Annotated in this window: 18 protein-coding genes; 4 read left to right on the top strand and 14 right to left on the bottom strand. The window is 57.8% G+C overall.

Features of this window, described 5'->3' with window-relative positions; genetic code table 11:
* Positions 1-112: 112 nt before the first annotated feature.
* The 14 genes from NA637_RS13000 to NA637_RS12935 all read right to left on the bottom strand — a co-directional run bounded on the left by NA637_RS13000 (position 113) and on the right by NA637_RS12935 (position 13,539).
* The gene (locus NA637_RS13000) at positions 113-430 is read right to left on the bottom strand and encodes a ComEA family DNA-binding protein (protein WP_256072677.1); all 318 of its coding nucleotides are present in this window, start codon (positions 428-430) and stop codon (positions 113-115) included.
* A gap of 127 nt (positions 431-557) precedes the next feature.
* Positions 558-1,832 carry a flagellar hook-associated protein FlgL gene (flgL, locus tag NA637_RS12995; RefSeq protein WP_256072675.1) on the bottom strand — a complete coding sequence of 425 codons (1,275 nt, stop codon included), beginning with the start codon at positions 1,830-1,832 and terminating at the stop codon, positions 558-560.
* Positions 1,833-1,843: 11 nt separating this feature from the next.
* Entirely contained in the window at positions 1,844-3,859 is a 2,016-nt protein-coding gene (flgK, locus tag NA637_RS12990) for a flagellar hook-associated protein FlgK (RefSeq protein ID WP_256072674.1), read from the bottom strand.
* A gap of 2 nt (positions 3,860-3,861) precedes the next feature.
* Positions 3,862-5,055 carry a flagellar assembly peptidoglycan hydrolase FlgJ gene (gene flgJ, locus NA637_RS12985; protein WP_256072673.1) on the bottom strand — a complete coding sequence of 398 codons (1,194 nt, stop codon included), beginning with the start codon at positions 5,053-5,055 and terminating at the stop codon, positions 3,862-3,864.
* Between the two features lie 10 nt (positions 5,056-5,065).
* The gene (locus NA637_RS12980) at positions 5,066-6,169 is read right to left on the bottom strand and encodes a flagellar basal body P-ring protein FlgI (RefSeq protein WP_256072670.1); all 1,104 of its coding nucleotides are present in this window, start codon (positions 6,167-6,169) and stop codon (positions 5,066-5,068) included.
* A gap of 12 nt (positions 6,170-6,181) precedes the next feature.
* Positions 6,182-6,877, bottom strand: a complete 696-nt coding sequence (gene flgH, locus NA637_RS12975) for a flagellar basal body L-ring protein FlgH (RefSeq protein ID WP_256072669.1) — start codon at positions 6,875-6,877, stop codon at positions 6,182-6,184.
* Between the two features lie 29 nt (positions 6,878-6,906).
* A complete protein-coding gene (gene flgG, locus NA637_RS12970) occupies positions 6,907-7,692 on the bottom strand; it encodes a flagellar basal-body rod protein FlgG (RefSeq protein WP_256072668.1) in 786 nt (261 codons plus the stop codon).
* Positions 7,693-7,737: 45 nt separating this feature from the next.
* Entirely contained in the window at positions 7,738-8,478 is a 741-nt protein-coding gene (flgF, locus tag NA637_RS12965; protein WP_256072666.1) for a flagellar basal-body rod protein FlgF, read from the bottom strand.
* 193 nt (positions 8,479-8,671) lie between these two features.
* The gene (gene flgE / locus NA637_RS12960; RefSeq protein ID WP_256072665.1) at positions 8,672-9,949 is read right to left on the bottom strand and encodes a flagellar hook protein FlgE; all 1,278 of its coding nucleotides are present in this window, start codon (positions 9,947-9,949) and stop codon (positions 8,672-8,674) included.
* Between the two features lie 31 nt (positions 9,950-9,980).
* Entirely contained in the window at positions 9,981-10,661 is a 681-nt protein-coding gene (gene flgD, locus NA637_RS12955; protein ID WP_256072664.1) for a flagellar hook assembly protein FlgD, read from the bottom strand.
* An 18-nt stretch (positions 10,662-10,679) separates the two neighbouring features.
* The gene (flgC, locus tag NA637_RS12950; protein WP_256072663.1) at positions 10,680-11,123 is read right to left on the bottom strand and encodes a flagellar basal body rod protein FlgC; all 444 of its coding nucleotides are present in this window, start codon (positions 11,121-11,123) and stop codon (positions 10,680-10,682) included.
* 14 nt (positions 11,124-11,137) lie between these two features.
* A complete protein-coding gene (gene flgB, locus NA637_RS12945) occupies positions 11,138-11,542 on the bottom strand; it encodes a flagellar basal body rod protein FlgB (RefSeq protein WP_256072662.1) in 405 nt (134 codons plus the stop codon).
* A gap of 202 nt (positions 11,543-11,744) precedes the next feature.
* Positions 11,745-12,569, bottom strand: a complete 825-nt coding sequence (locus NA637_RS12940) for a CheR family methyltransferase (protein ID WP_256072660.1) — start codon at positions 12,567-12,569, stop codon at positions 11,745-11,747.
* A 37-nt stretch (positions 12,570-12,606) separates the two neighbouring features.
* On the bottom strand, positions 12,607-13,539 hold the full coding sequence (locus tag NA637_RS12935) for a chemotaxis protein CheV (RefSeq protein ID WP_256072658.1): 933 nt from the start codon (positions 13,537-13,539) through the stop codon (positions 12,607-12,609).
* A gap of 170 nt (positions 13,540-13,709) precedes the next feature.
* On the opposite strand from NA637_RS12935, the gene flgA reads away from it, so the two are divergent.
* From flgA to NA637_RS12915, 4 genes are all read left to right on the top strand, one after another.
* Entirely contained in the window at positions 13,710-14,462 is a 753-nt protein-coding gene (gene flgA / locus NA637_RS12930) for a flagellar basal body P-ring formation chaperone FlgA (protein ID WP_256072657.1), read from the top strand.
* Positions 14,463-14,566: 104 nt separating this feature from the next.
* Positions 14,567-14,896, top strand: coding sequence for a flagellar biosynthesis anti-sigma factor FlgM (gene flgM, locus NA637_RS12925; protein ID WP_256072656.1), 330 nt, complete (start codon positions 14,567-14,569; stop codon positions 14,894-14,896).
* A gap of 44 nt (positions 14,897-14,940) precedes the next feature.
* Positions 14,941-15,411 (top strand): flagella synthesis protein FlgN, encoded by a 471-nt coding sequence (locus NA637_RS12920; RefSeq protein ID WP_256072679.1) that lies wholly within the window; start codon positions 14,941-14,943, stop codon positions 15,409-15,411.
* A 73-nt stretch (positions 15,412-15,484) separates the two neighbouring features.
* Positions 15,485-16,234: a flagellar brake protein gene (locus NA637_RS12915; protein ID WP_336605501.1), complete on the top strand. Its 750-nt coding sequence runs from the start codon at positions 15,485-15,487 to the stop codon at positions 16,232-16,234.
* The last annotated feature ends 455 nt before the right edge of the window (positions 16,235-16,689 follow it).

Raw genomic sequence — 16,689 nt, 5'->3', positions numbered from 1 at the left:
CGCTTGGCCACCACAGCCGAACTGGTTGCGCTTACGCGCAACGCGCCATGCCTGGCGCACCACCAAAAAAGCCGATCGAATGACCGGCTTCGTTTATTCAAAAATAGGCTGATCAGTTGACGCCCAGTTTGGTTCGATTTTTTTCCAAAGTGGCCGCACCGATTCCTTTAACTTCGAGGAGCTCGTCTACGGAGGTAAATGGGCCATGTGCTTCGCGATAAGCGACGATCGCCTCGGCCTTTGTAGCACCAATACCCATGAGTTCGCGGGTCAGGGTTTCGGCGTCAGCCGAATTGATGTTGATCGGCGCTGCTTGCTGGGCCGCTGCACCCGTTACGGGATCAGCAGACGTGGTCGGGCCAGCGAAACTGCTGAGAGAAACGCTAGCGAGCAGAGCGAATATTGAAGCGGATAGCAAAGACTTGAGCATTGTTCATGTCCTTATGACTGTCGGGATTAGCGACGCGGTACACCATGCGCCGCAATGACACTTTAAGCCGCATCAATAGCAAGTCAACTCGGGCTGCTTATTCTGTGAACCGTGCACGCCGGGCGGCTCAACGCATCACGTTGAACAGACTCAATCCTGCGATCTTCACGTAGCTCTGTTGCGCAGCCTCGAGCACTACTGTTTGCATGGACAACCGGGACAATGCCTCGGCGTAATCCAGTTCGCGCAACTCGGCCTGGACGCCTTTGTTGACCAGCGCGACATCTTCGTTATCAGTCAGAGTGGTTTCGATCGTATTCAGCCGAGCCCCGATATTGCCGCGCGCCTGGTCAACGCTGACCATGCCGTGGTCGAGATTGGTCAGGGCTACTGCTACGGCGTCGCGTACGCCTCCGTTATCGGTCGAGGGATCTTCCAAGGCTGAACGAAGACTGGCGATGGTGTCTAGAATGCCCTGTTTTTGCTGTATTTCACCGGAACCAGAGAGCTTCGGCGTGACATTTACTTCCTCCCCTCCCGCCGCTGCCCCATCGAGCTGTAACGTCACACCGCGAAACACCAGCGAATCGCTCTTGCTTGGATCATCGTCCATTTTCAAGCCAGAGCCGTCCGTTAGCGGCACCGTGGCGGGCACTCCATTGCTATCCAGCTCGTAAATATCGTAGCTGCCGTCCGCGTTGAACTGGAGCTGTACGCCATTGGCAGGAAAACCATTCGCCCCGGAAAATGCCACCTCGTCACTAACGAGTGGCCCGGAAACCGCGAGTGTCGAACCTGCCGGAAACGCTGCGACGGGCTGACTCTCCAGCCGCCCAGCATTGGTCACGTTCTCGAAAATCGATTTACCGTTATCGCTGATCGGGATATTCAGCGAGCTGGCAATCTGTAGCTTTCGCTGTCCCTCATCACCTTGGTAGCTGTAACTACCATCCGCACTCCGGACAAATGGCTGCGTTTTACCCTGAAACCCTGAAAACAGATACTCACCACGCGCATTTCGGGTATTCATCAGCGACAGCAACTCATCCTCACGCTCGCCCAATTCAGCGGCGATGGATTTGCGGTCTTCAGCACTCAATGCTCCGTTACCCGCTTGCACGGCCAGTTCGCGAACACGCTGAAGCACGGTATTGACCGAGTTCAGCGTCACCTCTTCCTGAGTCAGGCTATTCTTCGCGGCCGTCAGGTTGGAGTTGTACTGACTCAGCACGTTCTGCTGTTGCTCAAGCTGCAGCAGGCGTACCGAGGCGACCGGATCGTCCGCCGGCGTCAGGATGCGATTGCCCGTGCTGATCTGCTCCTGAGTGCGGATTGCATTGGAGTAGTTGCGCTGAATACCGGCTATGCCGTTATTGAATGCTTGCGGAGTCGAGATGCGCATGGGCGGGCCTGTTACCTAAGGATATTGATCAATGTATCGAACAAGGAGCGGGCAACTTGAATGATTTGTGCCGAAGCGTTGTAGTACTGCTCGAACTTGATCAGGTTGGCGGCTTCTTCGTCGAGGTTGACGGCTGACAGCGAATCACGGTTGTCAGTTGCCTGTTTGAGGATTGCGCCTGTCGCTTCGCTGTCCATTCGCGCCTGGGCTGTCAGCGTGCCGACGCGCTCGACCAGTTCGCCATAACCATCGGTGAAGCTGAAACCCGAACCGTTCACCGCAGCATCCACGCCAACGGTCTGCTTGGTTTGCAAGTCCACCAGTTTCAACGCATTGCGATTGTCAGAGACACCGGTCTGGTTGAAATTGAAGGAGAACGTGTCGTTCGCTGCAGGCTTCCCGCTCACCGTGAACTCGAAACTGTACTGCTGTTCGTTCGGCGCTGTACCGGTGGTGAGTGTCAGGTTCAGTGTATTGGTCTGCCCTGGCGTGATGCTTGCCGGCGACAGCGTCAGGCCAGCCGGTGCGGGGGTCGGCAGTGTCAGACCGGTGCCATCGTAAGTCAGCGTCAAGCCTTCGAACGCTGCCGATAGTGCAGCGGTATCAATCGGAGACGGCGCGGACATCAGGTTTGGCTGCCCAATGGCACCACTTCCGCTATTCTGCAGCGCACTCTGCGCGCGCACCGGCGCAGCAAAAGCCAGCTGATCGGCCTGATCCAGCGTCGTCTTGATATCGGATGCGCCGCGCCGTGTAGGCTGCAGCGTAAACTTGTCCCCTGCAGCCGGCGCAGGCCTTCCGAGCACGAGCTGGAACCCTTGATCACGGCCGTTCTTGTCAGCAATGGAGAGCGTACCGGCCGGATTTTCCGTCACGGTCATCAGCTGGTTGTCGCTCAGGCGGCGGACTTTATAGCCACTACCGTCGTACTCCATCAGGTAGTCGCTGGTGGTGAGCACGCTGGTATTGGTGATGTTCAATACCGGTTGCGCATTGCTGTTTCCGGCGAACGCATTGACGCGCAGCTTGGCCAGCGCCGGATCGTTGTAGTCACCAAACAGCGCCTCTCCGACCTGCCCTTTCAGATCCAACCCCTGCCCCAGCTGGGTATTGACCTGATCACTGACGGCAAGCGCCAGTCGACCCAGCGAGTTCATGGTGGAATCCAGCACTTCCTCGCGATAACGGATCAATCCACCCAACTCACCCCCGGTTATCTGCGAGGTAATGCCCTGCCGAGAGCCACCACTGATGAACTGGACCTCGTGACGGTTTGGATCGCCCTGCCCTGGGACTACTGCGAGTTGTGCCACCGTGCTGCCCACTACCAGCGGTTGCCCGCTGCCAATGAAAATGTTGAAGCTGCTGTCGTCCTGCGGAACCACGGTGACGCCGATATAGCCGGACAATTGGCGTACGGCTTCATCGCGGGCATCGAGCAGATCATTCGGCTGCTTGCCGTTAGCCGCTGCGATGGCGATCGCATTGTTCAGGCTACCGATGCTGCCAGCCAGGCGGTTGACCTGATCGGTGACCGCGGACATCTGCTTGTTGGTGAAGTTGTTCTGTTCGGTCAGGCGGTCAGACACGGTATTGAATCGGCGCGCCAAGCCTTCGGCTTCCGCCAATACCAACTGGCGTGCCGGGATATTGGCTGGGTCTTCGGCCGCCGTTTGCAGCGCTGAAAAGAACTTCTGCAACGATGGGGTGATACCGGTCGTGCTGCCGGCCAGCAACGAATCAAGCTGGTCAATCTGGCTTTTGTAGGCTTCAACGTCACTGCTGAGCGACGTGCTGCTGCGCAGCTGGCTGGTCAGAAACTCGCTGTATGTCCGGCGAATTTCCACCAGCGTCGTACCTGAACCGACGTACCCGGCACCACTGAACTGCGGTGTGCGGGCTGCCTGGGACGCATCCTGGCGGCTGTAGCCGGGCGTGTTGACGTTGCTGATGTTGTGGCCGGTGATGGAGAGCTGGCTCTTGCTCGCGCTCAGGCCCGACAAGCCAATATTCAGTAGGTCAGCCATGGTTAGCCTCTAGTCCGTACCGCAGGGGCCGAACTCGCGTCGGCGATGGTTTGATAGGTCTGCACTTTGCGGGCGATCTGGTTGATTTTGCGCGCGTATTGCGGGTCGGTTGCGTACCCGGCCCGTTGCAGTTCATTTACGAAGCGCTCGGAGTTGCCGGTTGCGCTGGCCACCTGAACGGCTGGTTTGTAGCGATCGTTGTTTTCCAGCAGCCGGACGTAATCGTTGAAGCTGTGCTCGAAAGAGTCATAGGCACGAAACCCGGCGACCTCCTTGGTCGCCTGGCCATTGACGTACTCGGTCGTGGTGGCTGTCGCGGACGCACCTCCCCAACCCGTGGCCTTGATGCCGAACAGGTTGTGGCTGTTTGTGCCGTCCTTCTGCTTGATTATCGATCTGCCCCAACCGGTCTCGAGTGCCGCTTGTGCTACGAGGAAACGCGGCTCGACACCAAGACGCTTCGCTGCCTTTTCCGCCATCGGCAGCATGGTTGCGATGAACTCCGCGGGTGAGCTGAAACGCGTCTTGCTGGGCGCGCTCGGGGCTGTCGCCTCGACGCCGTTTATCGTCAACGGCGCGTCCTGGGGCGCTGCAAAAGCGGTAGCAGGCTTCCAGTCAAGATCGACCAGCGGCTGGGCTGTCCCCGTCTGACCAGACTGATCCGCCTGCATATTTACAGCTGCAACCTCCGCCTGGGCGCGCTCGGCCAGTCGGCCCGGCAGCGCCAGACGACGCTGGTTGAGCAGTTGAGAATCGTTGCGTGCAGGGTCAACGGGAGCGATCTTCGAATTAGGGTTGCTCGACCATTTCGCCCCTTCGGTCTGTGCCACCTGAGCAAAAGGATTCGGCTTCTCGCTGGGCTCCTGCTGCTTGCCGAGCTGACGAATCAGCACGTCGGCAAGCCCGATGCCACCGCCTTCCTTGGACAGCGTGACTGAGAGCTGCTGGTCATGCATATCCTGGTACTGCTTGCTGGCCTGGCTGTTGAACGGATTGTCCTCCGCCATGACCTCGGTGGCCGCACGCATCGACTTGAGCATCTCGTTCATGAACAGGGACTCGAACTCCTGCGCGACCTTGCGCACGTTCTCGGCGCCGTCGCGGTCCTTGCCCACCTTGAGCTGGTTCAGCCGGTTGAGGTCGGAGTAACTACCGCTATCAGGGGTACGGCGACCCAGTCCCAGACGATTTTCCATGTCCCGTTCCTCAGATAACGATCAGGTCGGCTTGCAGCGCACCGGCTTGTTTGAGCGCTTCGAGAATGGCCATCAGGTCGCTGGGCGCTGCGCCCACCTGATTCACCGCTCGAACGATTTCATCCAGTGTGGTGCCGGGGCCGAACTTGAACATCGGCTTGGCTTCCTGCTCGGCCGTCACCCGCGAATTGGGCACGACCACCGTCTGCCCGTCCGAGAAGGGCGCCGGCTGGCTGACCTGCGGATCTTCGCTGATGGTCACGGTGAGGCTGCCGTGAGTGACGGCGGCCGGCTGCACGCGCACGTTCTGGCCGATGACGATGGTGCCGGTACGCGAGTTGATGATCACCTTGGCGACCGCCTGGCCGACATCCACTTCGAGGTTTTCCAGGATCGACAGGTAGTCGACGCGCTGGCTTGGGTCCAACGGTGCGCTGATGCTCACCGAACCACCGTCGAGCGCCTGGGCTACGCCCGGGCCGAGCAGTTCGTTGATATGGTCCACGATGTTCTTCGCCGTGGTGAAATCCGGACGATTGAGGTTCATGGTCAGAGTGGTTCCCTGATTGAACGCACTCGGCACCGGACGCTCGACAATCGCCCCGCCCGGAATACGACCGGCGGAAGGAATATTGACGGTGATGCGCGAGCCGTCCGCACCGCCCGCATCGAAACCACCTACGACCAAGTTGCCCTGGGCGATCGCATAGACATTGCCGTCGATGCCTTTGAGCGGCGCCATCAACAGGCTGCCACCACGCAGGCTTTTGGCGTTACCGATCGACGAGACGGTGATGTCGATGGTCTGGCCCGGCTTGGCGAACGGTGGCAAATCCGCATGAATGGACACAGCCGCGACGTTCTTCAGCTGAACGTTGCCACCCGCCGGCACCTTGATACCAAACTGCGCCATCATATTGTTGAAGGTCTGCACCGTGAACGGAGTCTGCGTGGTCTGGTCGCCGCTGCCGTTAAGGCCAACCACCAGACCGTAACCGATCAACTGGTTGCTACGTACGCCCTGGATGGTCGCGATGTCCTTGAGCCGCTCGGCGTGGGCCGGGACGGTAGCCAGGCACAGCAGGACAACGATGATCGAGCTGAACAGTTTCATTGCCGGCACCTGTTAGAACGGCCACAACGGGCTGATGAAGAAACGGTCCAGCCAACCGGGCTGGCTGGCATCGGCGAAGGCGCCGGTGCCGGAATAGGTGATGCGGGCGTCGGCAATGCGGGTCGACGGGACGGTGTTGTCGGTAGCGATGTCGTCCGAGCGTACCAATCCAGCGATGCGCACCAGCTCGTCACCGGTATTGAGCGTCATCCATTTCTCGCCACGGATCGCCAGAATGCCGTTGGGCAGCACATCGGACACCGTGACAGTGATCGAACCGGACAGGCTATTGCTCTGCCCCGCCTGCCCGGAACCGGAAGTATCGCGCGCCGCGTCGTACTCGGCGCCCAGGCTCATGCTATTGCCAGTCAGTGGATTGGCCATCGAAACGGCGCCGCCGAACAGCGAGCCGAGACCGATGTTGGCGCTGCTGTCCTTGGATATCTTCGAATTGGAGTTCTTGCTTGCCTGGGTTCTTTCGTTGAGTGTGATGGTGATGATGTCACCGACCCGATAGGCCTTGCGGTCGTCGTAGAGATTGGTTTCGAAACCCGCCTGATAGATAGCACCGTTATTCTGCGCAGCCGGCAGCGGCGTGCGCGGCAGCACCGGCGCATAGTAAGGATCGTTGGCCTTTGGCGCAGGCGCCACGCAGCCGGTCAGGACCATGACGGGTATCAATGGAAGAACTCTCAACAAGCGACGCATATTCACCTCAATCCAGCGGCTGATAGCTGTTACAGCTGCTGGGTAACAAAGGACAGCATCTGATCGGCCGTGGAGATGACTTTGGAATTCATCTCGTAGGCGCGCTGGGTGGTGATCATGTTCACCAGTTCCTCGACGACGCTGACGTTGGAGTTTTCCAGGGTGTTCTGCAGCACGGTGCCCAGCCCGTTCAGGCCAGGAGTGCTAACTTGCGGCGCACCGCTCGCGGCCGTTTCCAGGAACAGGTTGCTGCCCATCGCCTGGAGGCCGGCCGGGTTGACGAAGTCGGCGGTCTGCAAGTTACCGATGATCTGCGGCGCCGGATTACCCAGCGTGGTCACCGATACGGTACCGTCTTCACCCACGGTGAAGGTCTGGGTCTCGGGCGGCACAATGATGGCCGGCTCCAATGCATAACCATTGGAGGTCACGATCTGGCCTTCGGCATCCAGATGAAAACTACCATCGCGCGAGTAGGACACGGTGCCGTCAGGCAGCAGGACCTGAAAGAAGCCACGCCCGTTGATGGCCATGTCGAGCGGCTGCTCGGTGGTCTGCAGGCTGCCCGCGGTGAATTGCTTCTGCGTACCGACGATGCGCACACCGGTACCCAGCTGCAAACCGGAAGGTAGTTCACTGTCTTGCGTGGATTGGCCGCCCGGCTGCCGGCGGATCTGATACAGCAGATCCTGAAACTCGGCACGGTCCTTCTTGAAGCCAGTGGTAGACACGTTGGCCAGGTTGTTGGAAATAGTGGTCAGGTTCATGTCCTGAGCGGACAAACCGGTCTTACTCACCCACAGTGCTGGAAGCATATTCTTCTCCTCGTACGCCGGTATTCGGGCGCGACGCGTTGTTTATTAGCTGATCTGCAAGACTCGGGCCGCAGCGGCTCCGTCTTCTTCGGCGGTGCGCATCATCTTCACGTGAAGCTCGAACTGCCGGGACAGCGCCAGCATCGATGTCATCTCAGCAACAGCGTTGACGTTACTTGCCTCAAGAAAGCCCGAGGTCACACGAATCCCAGCGTCAGCCTCGACAGGCTGTCCATCCCTCAATCGAATAAGCCCGTCGGCACCCTTCTCAAGCTGCTTTGGATCGGGATTGACCAATTTCAGACGGTCAACCGTCACCACCACATTTGGATCTTCACCGAGCGCGCGAATACTGATCGAGCCGTCAGCGCCGATCTCCACTTTCTCCTCTGGCGGCACGGCAATCGGCCCGGCATTGCCGAGCACTGGCAAACCATCGCCGGTCCTGAGCATGCCGAGCGTGTCGATATTAAGGCTGCCGGTACGGGCATAGGCTTCGCTGCCATCCGGCGCTTGCACGGCTATCCAGCCCTCGCCCTCGACGGCCACGTCCAGATCCCGCCCCGTCTCCTGCAAAGTGCCGGCGCTGAAGTCAGTGCCTGGACGTTCGGTCATGGCATAGACACGTGCCGGAAAGCTGTCTCCGAAGACCTGCATGGAGCGTGCCTGCTCGAAGTCACGCCGGAAGCCCGTGGTCGAGATGTTCGCCAGGTTGTTGGCATGCGCCTGTTGGGCTCGAGCGTTTTGGCTCGCCCCCGTCATTGCTACATAGAGCATCTTGTCCATGGAACCTCCGTAACACGCAAATTGACGCTAACTAAATCTCTATGCAAAGACCAAGCAAGCCACGTGCCATCGACCGGACTATTACATAAGCCATTGAACAAAAAAGCGTTTCTGGTATAAAAAAAGGCCCCGAAGGACCTTGAAAAAGCGAAGCGGCAGTTTCCTGCCGCCTCGAGCAGTGCCCAGTCAACCGTTACCGCAAGTTAATGATCGTCTGGGTGATGGCGCTCTCGGTTTCGATCGTCTTGGCGTTCGCCTGATAGTTTCGCTGCGCCACGATCAGGTTGACCAGCTGGTCGGACAGCTCGACGTTGGAGTCTTCCAGGGCGCCAGCCTGCAACGATCCCAATGTGCCACTACCCGGGGGGTTGCGCACGGGCTCGCCGGACTCGAAGGACTGGACCCATTGTGTCTTGCCAACCGGAGTCAAACCCTGAACGTTGGCGAAGTTCACCAGGATGATCTGACCCTGAACCTTCGATTGACCGTTGGTATAGCGAGCGAAAATCTCACCGGTCTCGCTGATTTCAAGCCCCGCCAACTCACCTGTGGTGTAACCGTCCTGGCTTACGCTGTTTACGGCAAATACACTGGCGTACTGAGTTGAGCCACGCATGTCGACCGTCATGTCCAAGCCCGCGGCCGGTGCCGCGTTATTCAAGGACCAAGTACCGTCGGCGTTCTGAACAGCCGGCTGCCACCCAGTTATTGAAGTGCTGCCACCGGCCGGAACTACGAGACTACCGGACCGGCTGAATTCCAAAGTCGTCGTGTCGGGAGCCGTACTGTTGACTGGATTGGCCGGGTTACGCCCGTCCACGAGCACATGCATTTGCCAGGTATTGGCAGTATCGGTCTTGACGAAATACTGCGTCATCACATGGGCGTTGCCCTGCTCGTCATAAACGTTGGTTGACGTCGACGAGTTGTAGCTCAACGGATCGGCGGGGTCGAACGGTGTGTTGGCCGGCTCCGTGTTGGTGGAGTTGAGGTTGAATCCTTGGGTGACCTTCGCCGTCGCCTTAGGCTCTTGACTTGCAGTCTGGACCTTCAGGTCACTCACTTGCCCGGTCTGAACATTGCCATTGCCATCAACCGAATAACCCTGCAGGTTGTAGCCGAAGTTATCGACCAGATTGCCCTCTTTATCCGTCCCGAAATAACCGGCACGGGTATAGCTCAGGGCGCCGTTGTTGCTGACCTGGAAAAAGCCGTCGCCATTGATCGCCAGATCCAGTGCGTTCTGGGTATAGTTGATATTGCCCTGATTGAACTGCTGGGAAACGTTGGCTAGCTGTACCCCACTGCCAACCGGGTTTTTCCCCACCCCCATATTGGCCGCATACACATCCGAAAACTCCGCCCGCGACTGTTTAAACCCAACAGTCCCCGCGTTCGCGATGTTGTTACCCGTGACGTTGAGGTCTTTACTGGCGGCACGCATACCGCTGAGGCCGATATTGAACGACATGAATTGCTCCTGTTACCGGGCGCGCCGGTAGTTACTGACCGATGACCTGGACTTGCGACAGCCCGATGCTGCCGACGCCGGCCAGATTGAGCATCAGCTCCCCGCCGTTCTGTCCAAGCGTGACGCTGTCTACGTTGGCGGGAAGCAGGGTGTACAACCCCTTGGTCTCGCCTTGGTAGGCAGCTTGTGCTTCGAATTTATAGGTACCCGGCGGCAAGGTGTTGCCGTTCGAGTCCTTGCCGTCCCACATGAACGAAACGTTGCCGGCCTCTTGCTGCCCCATGTTGATCCGGTTCACCACGGTACCGGCGCTGTCATAGACGTTGACCGCAACGTTGCTGCTCGATGTGGGAAGCACGATGCTGGCCTTGAAGGTTTCGCTGGTATCCACAACCGCTTTATCGGTCGGCACGATCACTTTGCGACCAACCAGCGAAGATGCCTGAAGCGCCTGGGAGGACTGATAGCCCGACAGGATGGTTTCCATGCTGGAGTTCAGCTTCTCCACACCTTCAACGGTGCTGAACTGCGCCAGCTGGGCGATGAACTCGCCGTTCTCCTGAGGCTCCAGCGGGTTCTGGTTGTTCAGTTGGGCGACCAGCAGTTCGAGAAACTCGTTCTTGCCGAGGTCGTTGCTTTTAACTTCGCGATCTTTGATCTGGTATTGGTCAAGTACCGAGCCGGTACCGCTGACGCCGCCTGTCGTGCTCATGGCTATATCTCGTAGTGGTTACTGGCCCAGGGTCAATACTTTCTGCAACATGGTCTTGGCCGTGTTCATCAGCTCGGCATTGGTTTGAAACGACCGGCTGGCAGAAATCATGTCGGCCATTTCCTCCACCACGTTGACGTTCGGGTAATACACATACCCCTCCTCATTCGCAGCCGGGTGGTTGGGCTCGTACCGGGCTTGCAGCTCGCTCTGGTCCTCAACGACGCCTAGCACCTGAACACCTGCGCCCGCCTGGTCCTGCTCAGCGAAGAGTGATTGATTGGGCTCTCCGTTGGCCTGTTGAAGCAGGGTGGCGAACACCGGATGGCGCGCACGGTAGGTCTGGTCGACGCTGGAAGAAACCGTTTCGGCGTTAGCAATGTTGCTCGATATGGTGTTCAGGCGAGTGCTCTGGGCGCTCATGCCGCTGCCGGCAATGTTGAATACGCTACTAAGAGACATGGTTTTTGCTCCTGTTATTCGCCGCGCAGGGCGCTCATGAGCCCACGCAATTTACTGTTGAGCAAGGTGAAACTTGCCTGAAAGTCGATGGCGTTCTCGGCATAGGCGGCTTGCTCAACCTGGGCATCAACAGTATTTTGATCGAGCGAAGCGTGCGCCGGCGTGCGGAAACGCAAGCCGGGATCGGCAATCTCCATGCCTTCGGCGGCAATATGCTTGCTGCTGGTCACGGCGACGCCGAACCCACCCTGATTCTTGCTGTGCTGCGCAGCAAGCACCGAGCTGAAATCCAGATCACGCGCCTTGTAGTTGGGGGTGTCAGCGTTGGCAATGTTGTTGGCAAGCACCTCGGCACGCTGAGCGCGAAAGCCGAGCGCCTTCTCATGGATGCCGAGTGCCTGGTCGAAACTGATGCTCATGATCTAGCCCTTTGCCGGATACAAGTCTGCTTGGCAAACTCATAGCAAAGGCCATGCCATTTCTGCAACCAACTGATTTATAAACTTTTTATAAAGAGGAGATTGGACCAGGTGTCAAAAGCGGCAAAGCGTGACCCCTATATTTGCCGCTCATTCCGCCCATAGCGACAGTTTCTTGCCGCCTTTTGCCACGGATGAACCATTACTTCGCCTTGTAGATGATGCCCGGGCTGCATTGCACCATCTGGTACAGCTCAGGAAGGCCGTTCAGCGCTTCGGATGCTCCCAGAAAGAGATACCCGCCTGGCTTCAACGTCGCGTGAATTCGCTTGAGGATGTCTTTTTTTACATCAGCGGAAAAATAAATCAGCACGTTGCGGCAGAACACCACATCGAACTTGCCAAGCACTGCATAGCTGTCGAGAAGGTTCTGCACCCGAAACTCGACACGACTACGAATTGCCGGCTTAACCACCCAACGACCCGGACTTTTCACCTCGAAATAACGTTGCAGACGCTCGCTGGACAAGCCTCGCGCGATGGCTAGGCTGTCATATTCGGCTGCCTTGGATGCCGCGAGCATGGTCCCTGACAATTCGGTAGCCACGATCTGCACGGCCGGTTTCGGCTGGCTTGGGCTCGCTCGCTCGAATTCATCGATGGCCATCGACAATGAGTACGGTTCCTGCCCCGATGAACAGGCCGCCGACCAGATGCGCAAGCGCTGTCCCGGCGCATTTTTCAGCAATTCAGGCAGAACGCGGCTTTTCATCACCTCAAAGGGATAGGCGTCACGAAACCAGAGCGTCTCGTTGGTTGTCATGGCGTCCACGACCTGCTCGCGCAGACCGCTACGCGGCTGGGACTGAATCTTGCTGACCAAATCGCCAAGCGTTTTGAGCCCTTGCTGCCCCATAAGCTTGTTCAATCTGCTGGACACCAGGTACTGCTTGTTGCTGCCCAGCAGAATACCGCACGTCTTCTCAAGGAATATTCGGAACTGATCGAAATCCGGATCACCTGACACTAATAATGCCCACCAGTCGTATGGAGAGGACGAAGCCTCACTTCTTATCCGTAGCCCGGATTCGCTCTATCACTCGATTGACCAGCTCATCTGCCTGAAACTTGGCGAGAAAATCATCCGCTCCGACCCGCCTGACCATGCTCTGGTTGAACACACCGGAAAGCGAAGTATGCAGTAGAATGTGCATATCACGCATAGCCGGATCCTGACGAACCTCCGTCGTCAGGGAGTAGCCATCCATTTCTGGCATTTCGATATCGGAAATCATCATCACGAATTCATCGGATGGTTTTTTTCCCTCTGCTACCAGTTCTCGAAGGTAGTCCAGCGCCTCACGGCCATCGTTGCGCGCAACCACCTCGATTCCCAAATTTTGTAGACAACGAATAATCTGTTTTCGCGCGACAGCCGAGTCATCAACAATCAGGACCCGGCTAGCTGATGCCTTGCTACTGGTTGCCTCGTCGGCAATGCTGACCGACAGCTGCTCTGAAACAGGTGCGACCTCGGCCAGAACTTTTTCCACGTCGATAATCTCGACCATTTGCCCATCGAGGTGGGTCACGGCGGTCAAGTAATGATCATGCCCAACACCTTTAGGGGGCGGAAGGATATCTTCCCAGTTCATGTTGACTATCCGCTCCACCGAGCGGACCAGAAAACCAAGCACCTTAGTGTTGTATTCGACAATGATGGCAAAACTATTGGGCAAATCCTGTAGCGTTGGCTTTCCGGTAGCAGCGGACAGATCGAGGATAGAAAGCGTGCTTCCCCGAATGTTCGCCACCCCTCTCACCACCGGGCTCGACCGAGGCATGACCGTGAGCCGAGGGCACTGCAGCACCTCTTTGACCTTGAACACGTTGATGCCATAAAGCTGCTTGCCGTCCAGTCTGAACAGCAGCAGCTCCAAACGGTTCTGTCCCGCCAGCTGGGTACGCTGGTTAACCGAATCCAATACACCGGCCATGCCAGTTTCCTCTTGCGTGTAAGATGGACGGGCAGACATCTGTAGCTCAGGCTATCTGGCGCTGAAGTGGCATGCATCGCCACCACCAATTTTGCACAATACCTGTCGCGCCTGTCCCAGCCAGTTTCTGAGCGGCCAGCAAACGGCACGTCCCTTGCTTTAACCCAGACATGAGCAAACAGACGACTTTTTTCCGGCATCCGTGCAAGACGCTTTTCCAAACGTTTCTGTTGGCGACTTCGTGCGGGCTGAGCCAGCTGGCTGACTCAGCAAGCTTTACGCGACCTGAACAGCTTATCGACGCGACTCGCGCTTTCCTTGAGCAGGAAGTCACTGACTATTTACAGCGTAGTCAAATCCAGGCTCGCCATGAAATCGAGCTGAACAGGCTGGACCCGCGCCTACGCCTGGCGGCCTGCGATCAAGCATTGACGACCAGACTCGAAAGTCCGGCACAACCCGTTGGTCGCATTACCGTGCGAGTTAGCTGTGAAGCTACTTCGCCCTGGTCCGTTTTCGTTCCTGCACAGGTCCATTTGTTCCGTGAAGTAATCGTAGCCAGACGGCCCCTGGCTCGAGCGAGTGTCGTAGCGCTAGCCGATGTCGCCCTTGCCGAGCGCGACGTCAGCTTGCTCAATCAGGGCTATCTGACCTCGTTCGATCAAGTGCTGGGCAATAAGATTACCCGCAGCGCCCTACCCGACCAGGTGCTAGCCCCCACCTACTTATCTGCAGCTGAAATAGTCCGAAAAGGCGACCAGGTGGTAATCAGCGCGAAAAATTCGACGATAAATGTGAGAATGCCGGGCGAAGCGCTGTCCGATGGCGCACTCGGCGTTCAGATCCGGGTCAAAAATCAGCGATCCGGACGAACGATCAAAGCCCGCGTCGTTGGTCCCGGGCAGGTAGAAGTCGTAATGTGAAGCCGGGCGCCGCTACGCCAGCCGCTTGTATGAAAAAAGACTAAAGTTTTATTTGGATTTGCCGAAAAGCAGGCAAGCGCCCTGACTTATTCGAGGTTTCGATCATGGTTATCGATTTCAATCGGCCTAACAGCGCCGTCAATTCAACCAGCAATGGGCGTAGCAGCAGCGTCCAGAACACTGAGCGACCAACGGCTCAGCAGCCCTCTACTGACGAAGTAAAGACCACCGGCAACAGCCCGGTATCGGGGGAGAGCGTTCAGCTGAGCCCCGAAGCCCGGCGCCTTCAGCAGACCACCGAGAAGTTGAACCAGCAGCCCGCCGTTGATCAAGAGCGTGTTGCTCAGATCAAGCAGGCAATCGCCGATGGCAGCTATCAGGTGGACAGCCAGCGAGTAGCATCGAAGCTACTGTCGTTCGAAAGCCAGCGCTGAGCCTGACACCAATGCGAACAGGCGTGAGTGCAACAGAGGCCACTATGCTAGATTCCGAATTGCTTCAGCAACTGACCAACGATATCGACACCGCCCGAACGCTACGCGAGCTCACCGATGCGGAATATCTGGCGCTCGCTGAGCATAATCTCGGTGGGCTGGAGCAATTGCTCACGCAAAAGCAGGCACTGCTGGCACTTTTGGGCCAACACGGCACATTACGCAGCCAGGCATTAGCGAGGGCACAGTTGAGCGCCGACCGGAACGGTTTGGCACAGTTTGCCGCAGGTTCGGAGATTGGCGACGAAATCCTTTCCCAGGCAGAACAGCTGGAGGTCATTCTTGAGGGCTGCCGCAAAGCCAATGAGCGCAATGGCAAGCTTATCCGGGCCAACCAGAGCGCCGTAGGCACCATGCTGCAAATACTGCAAGGCACCTCCCATACCCCGGACTTGTACGATCGCCGGGGAACGGCCGCCAAAAGCACTCGTCATCGCCCCCTCAGCCAGGCCTGAACCATCCGCAGCGGTACAGCATCAAAGTGCTATCATGCGGCTGTCGTCGTTACCTGCCGGAGAGCAACGCCAAGTGTCTAGCCCTTTCGCCGAGGGAGAGGGCCCTCAGCCCCCTCGGATACTCAAGACTCCAGTCGAAATCCAGGCGAATCTGCGCTCCCTGCTGGATAACCATATTCCACTACAGGTCCGTTTTGCCGAGCGCACTCAGCGATACCAGACTTACCTGGTAGAGATAAACCGCGAAAAGGGCTGGCTTGCGTTAGACGAGCTGATTCCTAGCGATGGTGAGCGACTGATGGCATCAGGAGAAGCTTTCCAAATTGAAGGCTTTTATGAGGGCGTGCGAATTGCCTGGAACAATCCGCACCCAGTACATCTTGGCGAACTGGACGATGCGCGCTGCTATTGGGCTCATCTGCCAGGCGAAATTCTCTATCACCAGCGGCGAAATGCCTATCGCGCCACACTGAGCGGCCAGCCAATCGCAGCGCAACTGAACGGAAAGACGATCAGCAAACCTCTGGTGGGCAAGGTACTGGATTTGTCGGCAACAGGCTGCAAGCTGAGCTTCCCAGGCAATCTACAAGCCGGCCTACAGCCTGGCCAAGTCTATGAGCAACTCTCAGTAGACTTGCCTTCCGGCACCATCACAACCGCAGCTGAGCTGCGGCACGCTATCCACGATGAAAAACTTGGTCTGACGTTCTGCGGGATACGCTTCCATCGAATCAGCGGTTTAACGCAGAGACAGGTTGAACGGTTCGTCTATCAGCTACAACGCGAAGCCCGACGTGATCAGGTGACCGACCGGTTTAGCTGACATAGCAATGCGCACGCGACCCGTCGGCGTTCATCGGTAGCAGCCCTCTCTACCGCCGCCCACTCGTCATCTCGCAACCAAAGCTAACGGCGACTCAGCCATTTTCATATACCCCAGCGCTGCGGAACAGAGCACGGTGGCAGCGCGCCGTGTCTGCCCCCGCAGGCGCGCCCGCATACGACCAGAAACCTGGGAAGGCCTGAACCATCCGGCATTCCGTACGTGTTGATGGCACCTGAGCAGTCGGCTGAGACAGAAATCGAGCCAATCGGTGGCAGCAACGACGACGGCAATGGCACGCCTTGTCCAACACGTGGCAGCAGCGTGAAAAAGACGCGCTGGTCCGCCGTCCGCTATGGAACCGCTGAGCGTCCGTGCAGCTGTGACAGTGATACTAGGGGACTAAGCGCCAGTTGCCGGAATAGCCGGCATCGGAGGGGCCGAAGCCGGCTTCA

Origin of the sequence: Stutzerimonas stutzeri, from assembly GCF_024448935.1 — a bacterium.
Classification (GTDB): Bacteria; Pseudomonadota; Gammaproteobacteria; order Pseudomonadales; family Pseudomonadaceae; genus Stutzerimonas; species Stutzerimonas stutzeri_AO.
Note: the sequence above shows the minus strand (reverse complement) of the source record. Positions and strands in the feature narration are given on the sequence as shown.